Source organism: Streptomyces sp. NPDC001153 (assembly GCF_053598315.1).
This window is the reverse complement of the sequence record NZ_JBSFJZ010000035.1, coordinates 30,507-48,872: the sequence shown is the minus strand read 5'-3', so window position 1 is coordinate 48,872 and position 18,366 is coordinate 30,507. Positions and strand designations below refer to the sequence as shown.

At 72.5% G+C, this 18,366-nt stretch carries 14 protein-coding genes and 1 tRNA gene; 2 read left to right on the top strand and 13 right to left on the bottom strand.

Annotation, left to right across the window (positions count from 1 at the left end):
* Positions 1-324 precede the first annotated feature (324 nt).
* The 7 genes from ACWDEN_RS33185 to ACWDEN_RS33155 form a co-directional block, all read right to left on the bottom strand.
* On the bottom strand, positions 325-1,116 hold the full coding sequence (locus ACWDEN_RS33185) for a carbon-nitrogen hydrolase family protein (protein WP_450861599.1): 792 nt from the start codon (positions 1,114-1,116) through the stop codon (positions 325-327).
* Between the two features lie 14 nt (positions 1,117-1,130).
* Positions 1,131-3,530, bottom strand: coding sequence for an aminotransferase class I/II-fold pyridoxal phosphate-dependent enzyme (locus tag ACWDEN_RS33180; RefSeq protein ID WP_450861528.1), 2,400 nt, complete (start codon positions 3,528-3,530; stop codon positions 1,131-1,133).
* On the bottom strand, positions 3,527-4,411 hold the full coding sequence (locus tag ACWDEN_RS33175) for an alpha/beta hydrolase (protein WP_450861526.1): 885 nt from the start codon (positions 4,409-4,411) through the stop codon (positions 3,527-3,529). Before ACWDEN_RS33175 ends, ACWDEN_RS33180 begins: the two co-directional genes overlap by 4 nt.
* Positions 4,408-6,210, bottom strand: coding sequence for a GH3 auxin-responsive promoter family protein (locus ACWDEN_RS33170; RefSeq protein WP_450861524.1), 1,803 nt, complete (start codon positions 6,208-6,210; stop codon positions 4,408-4,410). The genes ACWDEN_RS33175 and ACWDEN_RS33170 overlap by 4 nt, the downstream gene beginning before the upstream one ends.
* 212 nt (positions 6,211-6,422) lie before the next feature.
* The gene (locus ACWDEN_RS33165; RefSeq protein WP_450861522.1) at positions 6,423-7,745 is read right to left on the bottom strand and encodes an MFS transporter; all 1,323 of its coding nucleotides are present in this window, start codon (positions 7,743-7,745) and stop codon (positions 6,423-6,425) included.
* A gap of 1 nt (position 7,746) precedes the next feature.
* The gene (locus ACWDEN_RS33160) at positions 7,747-9,045 is read right to left on the bottom strand and encodes an ATP-grasp domain-containing protein (RefSeq protein WP_351619811.1); all 1,299 of its coding nucleotides are present in this window, start codon (positions 9,043-9,045) and stop codon (positions 7,747-7,749) included.
* Between the two features lie 62 nt (positions 9,046-9,107).
* Positions 9,108-9,524, bottom strand: coding sequence for a pyridoxamine 5'-phosphate oxidase family protein (locus tag ACWDEN_RS33155; RefSeq protein WP_351619813.1), 417 nt, complete (start codon positions 9,522-9,524; stop codon positions 9,108-9,110).
* 197 nt (positions 9,525-9,721) lie between these two features.
* Here ACWDEN_RS33155 and ACWDEN_RS33150 point away from each other — a divergent pair, with 197 nt between their 5' ends.
* Positions 9,722-10,648 carry a LysR family transcriptional regulator gene (locus ACWDEN_RS33150; protein ID WP_450861519.1) on the top strand — a complete coding sequence of 309 codons (927 nt, stop codon included), beginning with the start codon at positions 9,722-9,724 and terminating at the stop codon, positions 10,646-10,648.
* Positions 10,649-10,708: 60 nt separating this feature from the next.
* On the opposite strand, the gene ccsB is transcribed toward ACWDEN_RS33150, so the two are convergent.
* Positions 10,709-11,818 carry a c-type cytochrome biogenesis protein CcsB gene (gene ccsB / locus ACWDEN_RS33145; protein WP_351619819.1) on the bottom strand — a complete coding sequence of 370 codons (1,110 nt, stop codon included), beginning with the start codon at positions 11,816-11,818 and terminating at the stop codon, positions 10,709-10,711.
* A gap of 492 nt (positions 11,819-12,310) precedes the next feature.
* Between ccsB and ACWDEN_RS33140 the strand changes: the two genes are divergently transcribed.
* Positions 12,311-12,988, top strand: a complete 678-nt coding sequence (locus ACWDEN_RS33140) for a hypothetical protein (protein WP_450861516.1) — start codon at positions 12,311-12,313, stop codon at positions 12,986-12,988.
* Between the two features lie 331 nt (positions 12,989-13,319).
* Here ACWDEN_RS33140 and ACWDEN_RS33135 read toward each other — a convergent pair whose 3' ends face one another.
* From ACWDEN_RS33135 to ACWDEN_RS33115, 5 genes are all read right to left on the bottom strand, one after another.
* On the bottom strand, positions 13,320-14,033 hold the full coding sequence (locus ACWDEN_RS33135) for a hypothetical protein (RefSeq protein WP_351619825.1): 714 nt from the start codon (positions 14,031-14,033) through the stop codon (positions 13,320-13,322).
* Between the two features lie 60 nt (positions 14,034-14,093).
* On the bottom strand, positions 14,094-14,603 hold the full coding sequence (locus tag ACWDEN_RS33130) for a SigE family RNA polymerase sigma factor (RefSeq protein ID WP_351619828.1): 510 nt from the start codon (positions 14,601-14,603) through the stop codon (positions 14,094-14,096).
* A 431-nt stretch (positions 14,604-15,034) separates the two neighbouring features.
* A tRNA-Arg gene (locus tag ACWDEN_RS33125) sits at positions 15,035-15,107 on the bottom strand.
* 84 nt (positions 15,108-15,191) lie between these two features.
* Positions 15,192-16,814, bottom strand: a complete 1,623-nt coding sequence (locus ACWDEN_RS33120; RefSeq protein ID WP_450861598.1) for an IclR family transcriptional regulator domain-containing protein — start codon at positions 16,812-16,814, stop codon at positions 15,192-15,194.
* A gap of 104 nt (positions 16,815-16,918) precedes the next feature.
* A complete protein-coding gene (locus ACWDEN_RS33115; RefSeq protein ID WP_450861513.1) occupies positions 16,919-18,133 on the bottom strand; it encodes a M6 family metalloprotease domain-containing protein in 1,215 nt (404 codons plus the stop codon).
* Positions 18,134-18,366: the final 233 nt, after the last annotated feature.

The following is an 18,366-nucleotide window of genomic DNA, read 5'->3' as shown; positions in this document are numbered from 1 at the left end:
GTCCCGGTCGGTGGTGGTGGATCACCAGGGATCCGGAGGGTATCTCGCGTCGGTGCATCAAGCCTCCGTGCGGTTTGAGGCGGTTTCAGGCGGTTCGAAAGGGCCGGACCTGGCGAAAAGCAGCATTGACAGAAGGCTGTGAGGTCAGCTGCGGGCCGGTTGGTTCACCATGCGGTCGCCCTCTTACGCTGGTCAAGGCCGTGCCGATGCAGGTCTTGTGAGGCTGCCGCGATGAGTGAGTGAACCGCCGTACCGGCGCGGTGGAGGTCCACTGACAGCACCGGCCCGAGGGCCGCCCGCCGTGAACGGCCCGGAGACCGGGCGTCAGTCCACCAGTACCGGCACCGTCTCCCTGGCCCGGCTCACCTCCCGCAGGTCGAGGTCCACGGACGTGAAGTCCGCAGCCGGGCCCAGCGTTGCGCGGACCTCGCCGAGCGGCGAGACGACCAGGCTGCCGCCGACCCCCGTGGGTGCCGCACCGGACGCGGCGCCGACGCCGTCGGTCCCGCCCGGATCGGCCTGGCCGCAGGCGACGACGAAACTCGTCGAATCCAGCGCCCGGGCGCGGGCCAGCAGCGTCCACTGGTCGAGCTTGCCCGGGCCCGCGCCCCACGAGGCGGGCACGACCGTCACCAGGGCGCCACGTGTGGCGAGTTCGGTGAACAGGCCGGGAAAGCGGATGTCGTAGCAGGTGGCGACGCCGATCCGGACGCCGCCGACGTCCACGGTCAGCGGCTCGGTGCCGGGCGCGACCGTGTCGGACTCCCGGTGCCCGAAGGCGTCGTACAGATGGATCTTGTCGTAGCGCCCGAGGAGCCCGCCGGGGCCGGCCACGATCACCGTGTTGTGGACACGGCCGTCGGCGGCAGGGGTGAACATCCCGGCCACGACGGTGAGTCCGGCGGCGGCCGCGAGCTCCCGCACCCGGGTGGCCCACGGGCCGTCCAACGGCTCGGCGACCGCTCGCAGCGGTACTCCGAAGCGGCACATCGTCGCCTCGGGCAGCACCAGGAGCTTCGCCCGCGCGGCCGCGGCCCGGGCGACCTCCTGCTCGACGAGGAGGAGGTTCGCCCCCGGGTCCGCGGTGCTGCTGATCTGGCCGAGCGCGACGCGCAGGAACGCGGACGCGGTCACAGGGACTTCAGGACGGCCGTCAGGCGGTCCAGGCCGGCCACCAGGTGGTCGTGCCGGGCGGCCGAGTACGCGATCCGCACGTGGTCGGCGTAACGACCCTGCTGGAGCGGGTCGTAGAAGGTGCCGACGGAGTAGACGATCCCGGCCTCCCGCGCCCGTTCGGCGAGCGACTCGGCGCTGGTCGGGCCGCCGCTCACCTTCGCCCAGACGAAGAAGCCGCCCGCGGGGTCGTCGAACTCCAGCCGGTCGCCCGCCTCGCGCAGGCTGCGCACGGTGAGTTCGGCGCGCTCGCGGTAGATGTCCCTGCCCCGCGCGAGGAGTTGCTCGAACCAGCCGTCGCGGGCGAGCAGGGTGCGGGCGATGGCCTGGGAGAGGGTCGAGCTCTGGAAGTCGTAGCGGCGCCGCAGGTTGATGACGTGCGGGGCCAGCCACTCGGGGGCGATCAGCCAGCCCAGGCGCAGGCCCGGGCCGAGCGTCTTGGCGAAGGTCTGCACGACCACCACCCGGTCGCTGCCCAGCGGGAAGTCGGGCTCGCCCCGGCCGTCGGGCGAGAAGTGGCGGTACGGGTTGTCGGACAGCACGAAGAATCCGTACCGCTCGGCCAGTTCGACCAGCTGCAGACGCTTCTGGTACGGCAGCAGGCCGCCGGCCGGGTTGTGGAAGTCCGGCACCGTGTAGACGGCCTTGGGGCGCAGCCCGCCGCGCAGCCGCTCGGCGAGGACGTCGACGTCGAGGCCGTGCGGGCCCACCGGGACGGGGCGGATGTCGGCGCCGGTGTTCTCGATGATGCGGATCGTGTCGGGGAAGACGGGGTCGTCCACGACGATCACGTCACCCGGCTCGGCCACGGCCTGCAGCGCGAGCGCGGTGCCGTGCAGTCCGCCGTTGGTGATCAGCACGCGGGAGGGGTCCACGCCCTCCCGGGCGGCAATGAGCGAACGCAAGGCCGGATCACCCGCGTTGGGGCCGTACGCGAGCGCGGGCCCACCGGTGTCCGGCCCGGCCAGCAGGTCGTTCGTCACCTCCCTGATCTCGGCCAGCGGCAGCGCCTCGACGGCGGGTGCGCCGCTGACGAGGTTCACGAAGTCGAGGCCCGGCCTGCGGGCGGGGACGGCGTAGGGGGAGGAGAGGGAGAGCGCGGAGATGCGGGAGGAGATCAGGGTGTCGGGGGCGGGGGTGGTGAGCGCAGTGGTCATGCCGGGGTCCTTGCCGTGAGTGCGTACGGTACGGCCCGCCCTGCGGGTGTGGCTGTGCAGGAGGCGGGGTGAGGGGACCAGGCCGAAGCCCGGTCCGGGGAGTGGTTCGGCTCGGTGACGGATGCGGTCGATGGTGTACGGCGGCACGGTCAGGCCGGGGGCGAACCACTCGTCCTGGCGGCCGGACTCGACGGCGACCAGCCCGTCGACATGGGCCGCGAGCAGCCGGCCCGCCGCCCACAGCGGGCCCACCTCGGCCACCTGGACGCCGAGCTGGGCGCGCAGGCCGAGGGTGCGGGCGCGGCGCAGCATCCGCAGACTTGCCAGCGGGCCGCCGCACTTGGACACGCGGACGTTGACGTAGGTCGCCGCGGCGTGCCTGATCGCGTCGTCGAGGTCGGCGGGGACGACCGCCGACTCGTCCAGCATCACGGGACAGCCGGCCTCCCGCTGGATGCGGTGCAGGGTGGCCCAGTCGCGGGGGCGGGTGGGTTCCTCCAGCCAGTCGACCGTGTCCGCGAGGAGGGCGGCCGCTCGCAGGGCCTGCGCGGGCGACCAGGCGCCGTTGGCGTCGACGGACACCGTGGTGCGCGCCGGGTCGGTGAACTCCCGTGCGGCCAGCACGAGGTCGCGCGTCGCCCGCGGGTCGGGCAGGCCCTTGACCTTGACGTGGGTCAGGCGGGAACGCGCCTCGGCCGACAGGGCGCCGAGCAGCTCCCCGGGCGTGCGGCTGGCGTCGACGACCAGTGCGGAGGCGGGGACCCGCGGCTCGGGACGCAGCACCTCCCCGCCCACGACGGCCAGGGCGTCCGCCGCGTCCCGGTCGTGGGCACGGCACCAGGCGTCCAGCAGGGCCGTCTCCAGGGCGGCGGCGGCAGCCGGGGCCGGGTGTTCGCGGGTGCCGAGGGCGGTGGGCAGGTCGAGGGCGGCGAGGGCGCGGACACCGGAGTGAAAGGAACCCGTGAACACCCCTTCCAGCAGCGAAGGGTGCGCTCGCGTGAGGGCACGCACTGCCGAGTCCAGGCTCTCCCCGGTGACGTACGTCCGCGGTGCCCCCTCGCCCCAGCCGGTCGCGCCCGCGAGTGTGCAGCGGACCAGGACCGAACGGGACGTACGGCGGGAGTGCGCGGCATGCGTGAAGGGCCGGGCCATGGGGACCTCGGAGGTGAAGACCTCCACCGGCAACGGCAGACCGTTCATCGCGTACTCCCGGTGGCCGTCGCGGCCAGCCAGTCCCAGTAGCGGTGGCGGGCCGCCGAGAACTCGACGTAGTGACCCGAGTCCGGGAAGTCGACGGCGCTCGCGCGCCGGGTCAGGCCGGTGAGGACCTGCCAGGAGGTGTCCAGGTCGATGATCGCGTCCTGCCCCGGGCGCACGAAGTGCACGGGGTGCGCGAGGCGTACGGGGTGCCCGGACAGCGCCGCGTCCCAGGTGCCCCCGCGCATGTACACGTCCTCCAGCTGCACCATCACCGACCGGGTGGACGCGGTGACCTGCCGGATCATCAGGATGTCGTTGGCCATGAAGTCCAGGTAGGCCGTGACGTCCGTGTAGTCCGCGTCGGCCAGGGCCAGCGGCGCGGTGCTCAGACCGCCCGCCGAGCGCAGGGCCGCCAGGGCCTCGCCGCCGCCGTGGCGGGCGCGCTGCTGGCCCAGTGCGGGGGCGCAGAAGACGAGGCGGGCGCCGGCGGTGTGCCCCTCGGTGACCAGGGCCGCGAGGATGCTGCCGCCGAAGCTCTGGCCGACGAGCGTCAGCGGCACGTCCGGCGCCTGCGTGCGCACCGCCGTCAGGGCGTTCGCGTAGTCGTCGAGGACCTGTGCGGCCGAGGGGAGGTGGCCGCGCGGGCCGCCGCTGGTGCCGCTGCCGCGCCGGTCCAGGGCGTGGACGGAGAGGCCGCGCGTGGCGAGTGCCGGGCCGGTCTCGAAGAGCCAGCCCGCGTGGCTCTGGATGCCGTGGACGTAGAACACGGCGGCGGTGGGCGGGCGGTCGGGAGCCCAGTGGTGCAGGGCGAGTTCGGTGCCGTCGGAGGCGGTGAGCGAGAGCGTCGTACGGTCCTGGGAACGTGCCGTCAGCGCGCTCATCGGGCGGCACCGGCCTCTGCGGACGCGGGGGTGAGCTGGAGCCCTGGTTCCGTGGTGGTCCTGAGCAGGCCCCCCTCGGCCAGGTCGTCCAGCACCTTCCGGTCACGTTGCAGCCAGTGGTGCTTGACCTGGTTCGAGGAGGTGCCGCGGGCGCGCAGTCGTTGCTCCGAGGCGCGGGCGAAGGCGCCCCACTCGGCGGCGGTGATCTCGATCCGGCCCAGGCGGCGGGAAGCGCGTTTCTCGCCGTACTCGATGTTGATGCGGCGCAGCGCGGCGTCGACGTCCCGGGCGAAGGATTCCAGGGCGGCCGAGCCCAGGTCGGCGGCACCCTCGACGACCACGTGGTAGCGCGGCGGTGCGCCCCACACGGGCACGCAGGTGAACAGCGGGCGCCCGCCCAGGCCTTCCGGAAGGGAGGCCACGACGGCCTCGTGCACCTGTGTCTCGGTGAGCTTCTCGCCGGTGAAGGAGGCGCGGAAGCCGGCCCGGCCGGTGAATTCCAGGCGCGGGGTCGCGCCGTAGCGGCCGACGACGCGGTAGACGTCGCCGACGTCGTAGCGGAGCAGGCCGTTGGCCTGGCTCATCACCAGGCGGTACTCCCGGCCGGTCTCCAGCTCGTCGAAGAGCACGGTCGGCGCGTCCGGGGCGAGCGAGTCACGGCCGTCGGCTGCCCAGGGGCCGTCGACGGGGACGAACTCGTAGACGCCTTGGCCGACGGCGAGCGGGCCGGCGGAGGCGTGGCCGTCCACGGGGAGGGTGACGATGCCCTCGGTGCCGGTCGTACTGAAGGGCAGGCGCCGTACACCGGGCAGGGCCTCCGCCAGCCAGTCTCGGTACAGGGCGGCGGACGCGGAGTTCCAGGCGACCGCGAGATCCAGGCGCGGCCACAGGTCCGTCAGGGCGGGGGCGCCGCCGGTCGCGTCGAGGACGGCGGCCAGGCGGTCGGCGGTCTCCCGGTCCGGGGTCACGGCGGGGTGGCGGCGGCCGTCGAGGGTGCCGTCGCGCAGGTCCGTGACCAGGCGTTCGCCGGACGCGGCCAGGGTCTCGGCCAGGCTGATGATCTTCGACGGGTTGAGGGCCACCACGGCCCGTACGTCGCTGCCCGCGAGCAGGCGCACCTTGCGGTACAGGGCCGCCTCCCAGCCCTCGCCCGGTTCGGCGAGCAGCCACGGCTCGTCGTACCAGGGCGGCAGCCAGTCGCGGGAACTGACCGCCGCGGGGCGGTTGGAGATGCTGTAGACGGGCCGCTCGCCGCCCGGTCCGGGGCGGGCCGGGGTGCGCTCCCAGGACAGGTCGAGGACCTGCGGGATGTGCGTGGCGGGCGCCGAGGGCGCGTCCGCCTCCGCGAGCGCCTCGAAGTACAGGCCCCACTGCGCGTACAGGGCGGGCCCGCGGTAGTGGTCGCGCCAGTGCCGGGTGGTGGGGATGTGCTTGGGCGTACCGCTGGAGCCGGAGGTCTTCAGGAAGGCGTACGGCCGGCTGCGGGTCAGGACCGCGGGCAGGCCCTGACGGGCGCGGCGGATGTACGGCTCGACGTCCTCGTACTGCTGGATCGGCACCGCCCGTCGCCACTCGGCGACGGTGCGGACGCGGTGCAGGGCGTGGGCGCGGCCGAACTCCGTGTCCGCGCACTGGTCGAGAATGTCCTCGAATACATTCCGGACGGTGTCCCCGGGATTTTCCAATACTTTTCGCAGGCTGTGCAGGGCGTGCTGGGTGTGGATGCCGAACGCGTGGCACGGGCAAGGCGTGGGGGAAGAGATGGCCGGATTCACTGCGGGTGCGGCCAAGGCTGCCATGTTTGTCCTCTGGTCGGGATTCACGTGTGCAGGTGCAGCAGGGAATACCGGTTTCGCCTGGTGGGGAAGCCGGTGATGAAGCTGGTGGTGAAGGTGCCTGTCAACTGCCGCAGGCGGGGTGGGCGCAAGAGTGCGCCGGCGCGGCAGGATCAGCGAGAAGTGCGACAGGAGTTGCGCATGGACATGATTATTTGCGATTTCACTGCTGTCCGTCAAGAAATTTCTGGGTGCAATGTGCCGCTATTGTTGCGCGCCGATGAATTCTGCTGGGATTCTGCAGCGGAATTCCACTTCCTGCTGATGCGCCGGTCACCCAGCACACCCGTCAGGGCGAAAAGCGTCACGGCACATCCGGCGCCCAGCAGCGTCCGCGGGCCCAGGCCCATCAGCGTGCCCGCTAGGGCGGTGCCGGCCGAGGAGACGGCCATCTTCAGGGCGCCCATGGACACGTACACCTGGGCGCGGGCCTCCGGCGGCGCGTACACGGCGCGCACCGCGAGCGTCGCCGTGAACAGCAGGGCACTGGCCGCCCCGGTGGCGGCGAACGTCACCACGGCCACGGCGTATCCGGGCGCCACGGCACAGCAGGCCACCGCCGCCGCGCTCACCGCGACCAGCACGGTCGACGTCCGCTCGGGCTCGCCCCGCAGCGGAACGATGCCGGCCACGACCGATCCCGCGAGATAACCGAAGCCGTAGACGGCGGCCAGCGCGGCGCCCGCCTCGGGACTGCCGGTGAGCTGCCGGCCGAGCGTGGTCGCCACGACCGTGATGCCGCCGGCGACCAGCGCGGTCAGCGCCATCGCCAGCATCACGCGGCGCAGTTGGCCGACGGTCGCGATGATCCGGAAGGTCTGCCGGACCCGGAGAGGGCCTGCCGGGCCCTTCGCGGGCGGCGCCCCGGCGGGCAGCGTCCGTACGGTGAGCGCGGCCACGGCCGCCGCCGTGCCGAGACACAGCACCCCGGTGCGCGCACCCAGCACGGCACCCACCGCGCCCACGACCGCGGGCCCGAACGTGTTGCCGATGCCGTACGTGGCCGAGTCCCAGCCCTCCGCCCGGCGCCGACCGCGTTCGTCCCAGCCGTCCACGGTGGCGAGCCGGCTGCTCAGTCCGCCCGTCACCAGCGGCCCGCACAGCCCGGCGACCGTGACGAGCCCGGCCACCACGAGGAACGGGACGCGCCCGAGCAGCAGCGCGGCCGCGGCGAGCGCGACGCCGAACACGAGGAAGGACACGGCCAGGACCCGGCGGCCGTCGCGGGCCCGGTCGAGCACGCCGGCCAGCCAGGGGCCTGCCACGTACGGCGCGGTCAGCAGCGCGGCGAGCAGCCCGCCGGGAGCCGCGCCACCGGGGCCGCCCGTACGGACGGTCAGGGTGAACAGGCCGACGGCCGCGCCGCCGCTCGCGGTGCGGACGAGGGAGGCGGTGAGGAGGTAGCGGACGAGGGTGTCGGCCGTACGGGGGGAACGTACGGAAGTGACGGACGTGGGCGTCGTACGAGGGGAGCCGGTGCCGTCGCGAGAGTCGCCCATGTCAGCCGCCGCCCCGTGACTCCGCCACCGCCGTCAGCGCGAACCCGAGCCGTTTCTCGATGTCCCGCCGCACCACCGCGACCTCCTCGGCGGCCCGGTCGGCGTCGTCGCCGACGACCCGGATCATGCCGAAAGTGTCGAAGTTGCCGTTCATCGCCCGGAGTCGGTCCCCCGGCTCGGCGCGGCTCCAGCCCGAGTGCAGGCGCGGCCGGAACTCCTCGAACCAGTCGGCCGGCAGGTCCTGTGGAACGACCGAGTCCTGCGCGGCGGCCAGGAAGGTGTGGCTGGCCGCCCGGCGCCACGGCAGCGGGTGCGCGGGCGCGGGCACGCCGAGGAACAGGTCGACCAGGATCTCGAAGACGTTGTGGTCCGTGGCCATCCGCACCGAGTCCGGCAACGAGCCACCGGAGATGCGCGGGTTGGCCTCCACGAGCCGGAACCCCTTCGCCGTACGCATGACTTCGACGTGGAAGATGCCGAGGTCGAGTCCGAGGACCCGGCAGACTCGGACGGCGTAGGCGCCGAGTTCCGCCTCGTCGGCCGCGGGCAGCCCCGACGGCACCGTGCACCCCAGCTCCAGCACCGGGTTGTCGCGGCCCATCTTGCGGCCGACCGCCACCAGCGGGGTGAACCGCTCTCCGTCGGCGGCCACTTCGACCGAGTACAGCTCGCCGACCGCCAGCTCCTCGACGATGTACCGTTCGTCCAGCTCGGCCGCCAGCCCCGGCTGCATCGACCGCAACTCCTCGGCGGCGGCGGCGAAATGGGCGCGCAGCCCCTCCGGGTTCTCGACGATGCTGGTGACGGCCTTGCCGACGCCCGACACCGGCTTGATCACCACGGGGTAGCCGATGTCCGCCGCGGCCCGAAGGGCCTGTGGCAGCGTGGTCACCACCGCGAACCCCAGGCTCGGCACCCCCGTCTCCCGCAGGATCTCCCGGCATCGGCCCTTGTCGCGGGCGGCGGCCACGGCCTCGTACGGAGTGCCGCGCGCGCCGAACCGCTCGGCGAGCCGTGCGGCGCTCAGCACGCACAGGGACAGCGTGGACAGAACGGCGTCCACGTCCCCGGGCCGGATGCCGTGCTCGCGCAGCAGGCCGATCAGCAGGCCGACGTCCTGGAGGTCGTCCGAGCGCAGCGTCCGGTCGGCGAGCTCCTCGGCACGGGCGCGCTCGGCGGGCGGGGTGACGAAGTCGTACAGCGGTGAACGCAGCAGGGTCACTTCGTGACCGAGCCGCTTGGCGTGCGCGATGGACTGGACGCCCAGCGCGGTGATCTCGACAAAGACGAGGTGGGCCACCGGTGGTTCCCCTCTGGGTGGGGTTGTGACGGGTGTTGGGGAGTGGCCGGGGAGAGGGGGCTTCAGGACGCACCGCGGGAGAGCCAGTGCTCGGGCCGGACCCGGATCAGCACCGACCCGGCAGTCCGCTCGGCAGTGGCCTCCACGAAGGCGTCACCCGCCGCGGCCCCCAGATAGCGGTGGGCCAGCGCCCGCCGCTCGTCGAGCGTGGCCGGGGCGCGGAACTCCACCACCGGGCCCTCGACGCTGACGTAGGTGCGCGGCGGTTCGGTCCGCTGCACACACAGGGAGACCCGGCCGTGCCGGCGCACCAGCGCGGCCTTGCGGCTGTCCAGTGCGGTGATCAGTGTGATGTCGCCGCCCGGCGTGTAGGCGTACCAGAGCGGTACGGACAGGGGCCCCCGGCCGTTGTCCGACGCGACGCTGACGACGGCGATGTGCGGCTCGGCCAGAAACGCCTGGCGCTCGGCCCCTGTCATGGCATGCACCTGCCGGTCCTTCCCCCGATCACTCATGTCGTTCCAGCCTGCGGGTCGCCGCGGCGCGGGTCCAATACAGGTTTTCTTGCCGCCCATCAGGATCGTTTATCGGGTGCGGGACCGCCGGTGTGTGTACGAGACATGAAGTGTCCACGAGCCGGGCCGGGCCGTCGGCCGGGGCTGCCTACGATGCCCGTATGGAACTGCGCCGTCTGAAGTACTTCGTGGTGCTCGCCCGACACCGGCACTTCGGGCGGGCCGCCGCGGAGCTGAGCATCGCGCAGCCCGGCCTGAGCCAGCAGATCAAGGTGCTGGAGCAGGAGCTGAAGGTGTCCCTGCTCGACCGGGGCCCGCAGGGCGTCACCCTCACCCCGGCCGGCCGGGCGCTGCTGGAGGGCGCCGAGCCGCTGCTGACGGCGGCCGGCGAACTGGGCGAGCGGGTACGGGCGGTGGCCGAGGGCACGTACGGCAGGCTGCGCCTCGCCTACTCCCGCTCGGGCGCCGACGACCGCATCACCGATGTGATCCGCCGCTTCCGCAAGGACCACGAGGACGTCCAGGTGTCGGTGACCACCGGCATGTCGTCCTGGTGCCTGCGCCTGCTGCAGGACGGCGGCCTGGACGCCGCCTTCGTGCGCGGGGTGATCCGCGAACCGGGCATCGCTGCCGCCGTCGTGGCCGAGGAGGAGGCCGCGGTGATCCTCCCCGCCGACCACCCCCTTGCCGCCCGTGACCGCCTCACCCGCCGCGACCTGCGCGGCCTGCCGGTCGTCCTGTGGCCACGCGAGGCGGGACCCACGCTGTACGAGGAACTGGTCGCCGACGTCTGGCGGGACGGCCCGCCCCAACTCGTCGCCGAGGAACCCGACTTCGAGCAGGTCGTCGCCTCGGTCGCCGAGGGTGCGGGCGTCTCCGTGATGGACCTGGGACGCGCCCGCAAACTCTGCCCGCCGGAGGTGGCCGTCCGCCGCTTCGCCGAGGACGAGTCCGGGGGCTCGCCCCGCTACGCCGTCTCCTTCGTCCACCGCGCGGACGACCCGAACCCGGTCCTGGCCAGGTTCGCGTCGTACCTACGGCAGCCGCCCGGTCAGGGAAGCCGACAGGGATGCACACCACCCGCGTGAACACCACCGACCTGGCGGCGGCCTGCCGCGCGACCAGGGGCGAGTCCTGTATTCGGGGTGTCAGACACCCGCGTAGGAGTGCTTGCCGGTCACGAAGATGTTCACGCCGTAGAAATTGAAGAGGACGCAGGCGAAGCCCACCAGGGCAAGGTACGCCGCCTTGCGTCCCTTCCAGCCGGCAGTGGACCGGGCGTGCAGGTAGCCGGCGTAGGCGATCCAGGTGATGAAGGACCAGGTCTCCTTGGGGTCCCAGTTCCAGTAGCGCCCCCAGGCCTTTTCGGCCCATATGGAGCCCGCGATGACGGCGAACGTCCACAGCGGGAAGACCAGGGCGTTGAGGCGGTAGGAGAGCCTGTCGAGGTTGGCGGCGGCGGGCAGCCGTTCCAGGATGCCGTCGAGACGGCTTCCCCGCTCTTCTCCTGCGGCAAGACGGCGTTCCCGGGACTCCTGCGCCAGATAGGAGACGGTGACCGCGAAGCCGGCACAGAAGACACCCGCACAGATGATCATGGCGGAGACGTGGATGCCCAGCCAGTACGAGTGAAGGGCCGGAACGAGCTGCTCGGAGGCGGTGTACAGCACCGTGACGGCCAGGCCGAGGATCAGCAGCGCCGCGATGAGGATCGGCAGTCCGAGCCAGCGCACGTTCTTGCCGGCAGCCAGCAGGGCGAGGTGGGCCCCCACCACGGTCAGGGCGAAGACACAGGAGAACTCGTACATGTTCCCCCAGGGCAACCGCATCACCGACAATCCTCGGGTGAGCACACCCCCGGCGTGCAGGAGGAAGCCCAGGGCGGTCAGCGAGACCGCGATCCTCCCCAGGAGGTCCGCCTGTTCGTCCGTCCCCGCGGCCCCGGGGCCGTCCGCCGGCGCACGGTCGTGGCCACCACGGCCGCCGTTGGTGACGACGACAGGCGCTGTGCGGACGAGCGTGGACACGGCACCGTCGGTCCCCCCGACGTGCTGCCCCTGCGGCGCCGTCTTCCTGGACCCCGCTCCGGCGGGCGAGGCGTACGCAGCGGAGAGGCGAGCAACCGTGCCCCGGCTGCCGAAGGCCCACTCGGCGCAATAGGCGAACATCGCCAGCAGATACACGGCGATCGCCGAGTAGATGAGGTAGTTCGAGATGTTGGCCAAGTTGATGTCGACCGCCGCAGCAGCGAGGACCACCGTCTACTCCTTCCAGCTCAAGGGAGCGGGGAACGACGTTGCGACCCCTTCGACGGCACGGCTCGAATCTCCGGACCAGCGGGCACACCGCCGCGCACCGTCACATGTGCCGCTGCTTGGAAACCCGGTATGCGGTAAGGGAGTTGGGATCACAGTCATGAGTGTTGCACGGGGCATCGGAGGCCCTGGCAGCGGGCTGCTGGCGTGACTCTCGGGCCGAATCCGTTCGGGCCGAATCCGTTCGGGCCGAATCCGTTCGGGCCGAATCCGTCAAGACACCTGGTCCTGCCTGCACCCGCCGGACCGACCCCTGCCTCGGCTGCTGTGCGCCGAGAGCTGCCGTGGTTCGCGCGTGGTCACGGCCTCTTCCGGCCTCATATGCGCCGCATGCGTGCCACCGATTCATACCCGAAGTCCCTTGCCGGCGTGGCTCGTTCGCTGCCTGGTGGCGCAGAGCGCGTAGCACTACCGTGATCCGGGGAGGTACACCCAGTGCATTACGCCCACTCGTCCTCGTGGCGGTTCTCCGAGGGCAGCTCCCAGATGCTTCACGCCGCGCTGTTCATTCGCGACGCCGCTGCTCTGCCGGTTCCGGCGGACGAGCCGGTGCCGCCACTTCTCGGCCACCCGCCAGTGGCCGTGGATGCCTCGGAGTCCCTGGATCGGGAAGGGCTGGCCGCCCAGTGGCTGGAGTGGTGGGGCGAGCTGGTCAGGTGCGAGATGAGCGAACACCATCGAAGCCAGGGTGAGGACAGCGACGACACTGCATTGCCCGTAGAACGGATCCTGCAGCGACGGGAGGCTGTCTTCGATCCTCCCGACTTCGACTCGCTCCGCGCCACGCCACAGCTCCAGGCCCTGGTTCGGAAGAATTTTCGCGAGTCCCTGCTGTGGGCCGGGGAAATGAGGCGTCGGAATCCATCAGGAAGGCCGCCCGGCCGTTCGGCGTTCTCATGGACTCTCGTCAAGAGCGTCGCCGAAAATGTGGCCACGACGTACGGTGTTCCACATGCGGACGTCACCGGGGCGGTCCAGGTCCTGCGGGTTGAAGGAATCTGGTCACAGTCGACCGGCCCAGGCCGCACGCTCTGTTCTACCGCAGCAGCAGCCGATCCTGACTTCGCGGCGGCCCTGCTGCGCGACACCTTCGTCTCCGGGCTCGGGGCGTGACGGAGCGGCTGTGAAAACTACGTTCTGTAGTTCTCACCGGCCCGTGGTGTTTTCGGTCGGCCTTGACCCGGCTGCCTGCTCCGCACTACGGCGATACTACGGCGATCAAAGCGCGCCAAGCCGCGAGGCCGCCTGCGGCCAGGGATCTGACGAGCGCGGGCGCACGCCCAGGAGCGTGGAGGGGAGCGCCGCGGGTTTCGGCTACAAGACGTCCCTGGCCGGCTGCGTCGGGCGCCGACAGTGGACAGCCCCTTCCGGCCATGTGCCAACCGGGGCAAGGTGCCAGGTTCGGCCGTGATCGTGCCGGCCCGCCGCACGGACGCTGCGGGCGTCACTGCCACTGCGAGCTGGTGGCGATGGCCCGCAGCTGGGCCGGTGTCAGGATCGGCGCGGTACGGGTCGAGGGGGCGTTCTGGCTCGGTGCCTGCCACTCCATGAGGGTGACGTAGAGCCCGTCAGGATGCAGTACGTTCACCGCCTGGTGCCCGGGGCCCGCTCCGGGTGGTGCCTGCCGGGACTCGATCAGCGTGCCGTCGGCCAGGGGTTTCGTCCCGGCGAAGACGTGGCTGCGGATCGCGGTGGTGGAGGTCTGCCGGGAGACGTGCACCTCGAGCAGCGACGTGCCGTGGCCGTCGTCCACCCACAGCTGCCCGGACTGCCGGCCGCCGGGCGGGCTCGAATGGCTCAGGCCGGCCGGCAGCAGCGCGGTCAGGGTGGCAAGGGCGCGGTCGGCGGGCAGTGTGCCGGTGAAGGTCGGCTTCGGGGCGGCGGATGCCGTGGGCGAGCCGGTTGTGGCCGAGGCCGCCGGACCGGCGAGCGTGTGGCCGGCTGTTCGGCCGTCGGACAGCATTCCGGGGACGACCGCCGCGCCGAGCCCGACGAGCGCGAGTACGGCTGCTCCGCTCACGCCGACGGCCGTGGCGCGACGGCGGCTCCTGCGCCGGCCGTTGCGGACACCGGCCTGCAGAAGCGACGGGGTGTTGGGCGGCTCGAAGGTCAGGAGGGTGGTGCGCAGGGCTTCGGTGAAGTCTTCTTCGATGGGCATGGCTGGTCACCGTGTTTCGGGGTCGGTGAAGAGGGTGAGGTAGGTGCCGCGGCACCGGGGTCAGGGGCTGACGAGCTCGGACAGGTCGTGGCCCAGAAGGTCCCGGATCCGGGCGAGCGCGCGCATGCTCTGGTTGCGTACCGCGCCCGGCCGGACCTGAAGGATCGCGGCGGTCTGCTCGACGCTGCGGTCCTCCCAGTAGCGCAGGAGCAGCACGGCCCGGTCCCGGGCGGAGAGCCGGGCGAGAGCGTCGAGCAACGTGACCCGCAGCGTGGCGTCGTGCTCGGTGGCGGCACCGGAGTCCGGCAGGGTGCCGGTGGGCTGCTCAGAGCTGCTGCGCCGGCGGCGGTAGGACAGGTAGGTCCGTACGAGGACGGTGTGGGTGTAGGCCGCCGGGTCGTCTATCTGCCCGATCTTGCGCCAGTTGGCATACATGCGGCCCAGCGTGTCCTGCACCAGGTCCTCCGCGAGGTGCACATCACCGCTGGTGAGCATGCACGCAGAGCGGAACAGAGGTGCGGATCGCGCAGCGGCGAATGCCATGAACTCCTCTTCGTACCGGCGCTTCATCCGAGATCCTGTTCATCGTCCACACTCTGAAGATGCTGTGGCTGCAGGATTACGTCCCACCCGGAGAAGCAGAAATCTTGCCGCCTCGGGCGAACTTCCCTCCGGCGACGTCGAGGTCGGGCCTGAGCAGGGGCTGGCGCGTGGCTGCCGCTCCGCTTCCCGTCCCCGCCGCCTCAAACCGTGCCTGCTGACCGCACGGCGGCTTCGAAGATCCGGCTCTGCCTGACCCACAGCCCGCTCGGCGGCCTATGCGGCATCTGCCCCCTGTGACGTCATGCGCTCAGCACGTCGTGCACGACACCCAGCGGGAGGCGATCAGCCACCTGGACCGGCTGCTCACACCCCGTCTGCCTGCCGCCTGAGAGGCGGCTGCCGTCCAATGCTCCCGCTACAACGGCCCGGACCATGATCGGTCCGGGCCGTTTCCCTTGTGCCCCCGGCAGGATTCGAACCTGCGACACCCGCTTTAGGAGAGCGGTGCTCTATCCCCTGAGCTACGAAGGCATTGCGATCGGTGGTGACGGAGCCACCGCCGACAGTGTAGCGGGTGGGGCGGTGCCGTACGGCGGGCTGGGGAGGTGGGGGGGGTCAGGACGTGGGGATGTGGGTGAAGCGGGAGGCTGTGTGGAGGTCTGACTCGATGTGGTCGGCGGTGGTGCGCAGGGCGGGGAGGACCTCGTGGACGCAGGCCTCGAGGGTGCGGCGGGCCGCGTGGGTGGCGACGTCGACGGCGGCCACCGCACGGCCGGTCCGGTCCCGTACCGGTACGGCGATGGATCGCAGGCCCGACTCCAGTTCCTCGTCGACCAGGGCGTGCCCCTGGGCGCGGACCTCGGCGAGGGCCGGGGGGAGGGGGGCCGTGGTGTCCGCCAGGAGGACGCGGCCGAGGGAGGTCTCGGCGGCGGGCAGGCGAGCCCCGACCGTGATGTGGACCGTGAGGACGCGGCTCGCGCTCGCCCCGGCCGTGTACTGGATCTCCGTGCCGCCGGGCGTCAGCACCGCCAGCGCCGTCGGCTCGTGCAACCGGTCCGCGAGCCGGCGGAGGTGAGGTTCGGCCAGGCGGGGGAGTGTGGTGCGGGACAGGGGCGGGAAGCCGAGGTCGAGGACGCGGGGGGTGAGGGCGAAGGTGCGGTCGGGGTGCGCACGCACCAGGCCCAGGTGTTCGTGGGTGAGCAGCGCGCGGCGGGCCGTGGCCCGGGCCAGGCCGGTTGCGCGTGCCACCTCGCTCAGGGACAGCGCCGAGCGGCCCTCGCCGAAGGCGGCCGGCACGCTCAGGCCGCGCGCCAGGGACTCCACGAAGTCCCGGCCCAGCTGGTGCTTGGACGCCGTCGTCCAGGTCGCGAGGCCCGCGGGGGGTGGTCCCGGCTCGGGCGGCGGTGCCGTGCGCAGGGCGGACTCCATCGCCGTCACCGCCGTACGAAGGCGGGGGAGGAGAGTGGTGCGCAGGTCGGTCGCCGAGTGGCGGCTGGTGTGGCTGACCACGCTCGCCACGCAGGCCACGCGGCCGGTGTCCGGGTGCCGTACCGGCACGGAGACCGCGACCAGGCCCGGTTCGATCAGCTGGTCGTCCACCGCCCAGCCGTCCCGGCGCGCCCGCTCCACCCGTGCCGGGAAAGCGGAGGCGTCCGCGGGCGGGTGGAGGGGTGGTACGGCGGGGAACGTCGTGTCCGTCGGGTCCGCCGCGCGGCGGGCGCGCCAGCGGGTCCAGTCCGGCTCGGTCCACTCGGCCGCGAACAGCGGGCCGGGCGCGGTGCGTTCGGCCGGGAGCAGGTCGCCGATGCGGAAGCTGACGGACATCGCGCGGCGGCGGGTGGCCTGGTGGATGAAGCGGATGCCGTCGAGGTCGGCGACCGCGAGTGACACCGACTCGTCCAGCTCGTCGGCCAGGGCGTCGGCGTGGGCGCCGAGCAGCGCGGGCAGCCGCAGGGCGGCCAGGTAGGCGTTGCCCAGTTCCATCACGCGGGGAGCCAGCACGACGTCCCGGCCGTCCAGGCGGACGTAGTCCATGAGGGAAAGGGTCGCGGTGATGCGGTCGACCGTGGCGCGGGCGAGACCGGTGGCCCGCTCCAGCGCGCTCGGGCTCAGCGTGCCGCCCGCCTCGGTCAGCCGCCGCAGCACCCCGACCCCGCGCACCAACGGACCGACCGCCTCGTCCGGCGGCCCCGCTTCGCCACGGGCGGCGTCGGCTTCCAGTGCGGTCTTCGCGGGCATCGGCGCGGGCATCGGCTCTCCGGTACGGCATACGGGCACGCCTACGGTAGACCGCCGCCCGGCGCCCGTTTCCCGAACAGTGCCCGGGGAGCCGCCCGACACCCCTACTTCCGTGTCACCCGCACCCGGCAGTTCCCGTTCTCGTCCCTGCCGACCACCCGGACCGTGATGCCGTGGCCGGGGTCCTTGAAGGTCTCGCCGGGGGAGAAGGGGGCGTCGGAGAGTTCCGCGTGGACGTTGGGGCTGCGGGTGCAGCCGCCGCTGCCCCGGTGGCTGTCGTAGACCGTGACCGGTCCGCGTCCGGTGTCGATCGCGCCGTCCACCTTGTAGATCAGCACACCCGGCCGGCACACCACCTCGTCGTTGCCGCCCTGCGCCCGCACCTCCAGGACGTACGAGCTGCGCGCGTCGACGGGGACCAGGACCAGCTTCCCGCCGCCCGGCTTGTACAGCGGTGTCAGGTCGTACTCCACGCTGCCCCGCGCCGCCACGCAGCCCACCTGTGAGCCGTCCAGCCAGCCCAGTTTCCACTTGTGCCAGCCGAGCAGATCGTTGTTGGCCCCCCAGTCCTCGCTCATGATGTCCCAGTGCCCCACCGCGCCCCCGCCCTCCTGCGTGTACAGGTCGGGCAGGCCGAAGGTGTGGCCGTTCTCGTGCGGCAGCACCCGGTAGCCGGTGTGGGCGAGGGAGCCGGAGCCGTCGTCCTGCCGGGAGTAGATGAAGGAGGCGTTGGCGATGGGGACGCCGTCGGCGACCGGGGCGTCACCGTTGCCGGCGAAGGTCACGGACAGGACCGTGTCCAGGGCGGAGGGGCCGGCGTTGGGGGTGATCAGGACGTTGAGGATGTCGTACGCGCGGAAGTCCACCACCGGGTCGGCGGCGGCCGCGATGTCCTGCACCAGCCGCCGGTAGCCGGGGTCGAAGGGCGCGCCGCGTTCTATGCCGTACTCCTTGAAGGGCTTGGGCATCCGCAGCCACGTGGTGATCGGAGTCTCCGGCCGGTAGTCGAGGCGGCCGTACGACGCGGTGCGGAACCAGTCCTGGGTCTGCGGGAAGAACTCGTGGAAGCGGTCCATGGCGCTGCCCTGCCCGGGGGCGTCGGAGAAGTCGACCATCAGGGTCAGGGCGTGGAGCGTGCCCGTGGAGCGGGCGTAGCCGTGCGGGGTGGGGATGCCCTCGGTCATCTGGACCTCGACACTGCCCTGGACCGCGCAGGGGACGAGGGCGGAGCGGGCCGTGCCGACGGGCCCGGCGGTGGTGGGCGCCGACAGGCGTCCGGTCCCGGCCGAGGTGCCGACCGCCAGGGTCAGCGCGGTCACCGCGGCGAGAGCGGCCGCCCGGCGCGGGCGTATGCGACGGCGTACGCGGGACCGGCCGGCGCTCGAACGGCCTGCGCGCGACCGGCGCGCGCGCGGTCGGTCTGCGCGGGCGGAGCGCCCCTGGAGCGCTCCGGTGGCGTGGCGTCCGCGGGGAGGTGCTTCCGTTGCGGGGTGTTCCTGGGGAAGGGGTATGCGGCGGGGCGGCTGCGGCTGCATGCATGGACCCTTCGCTC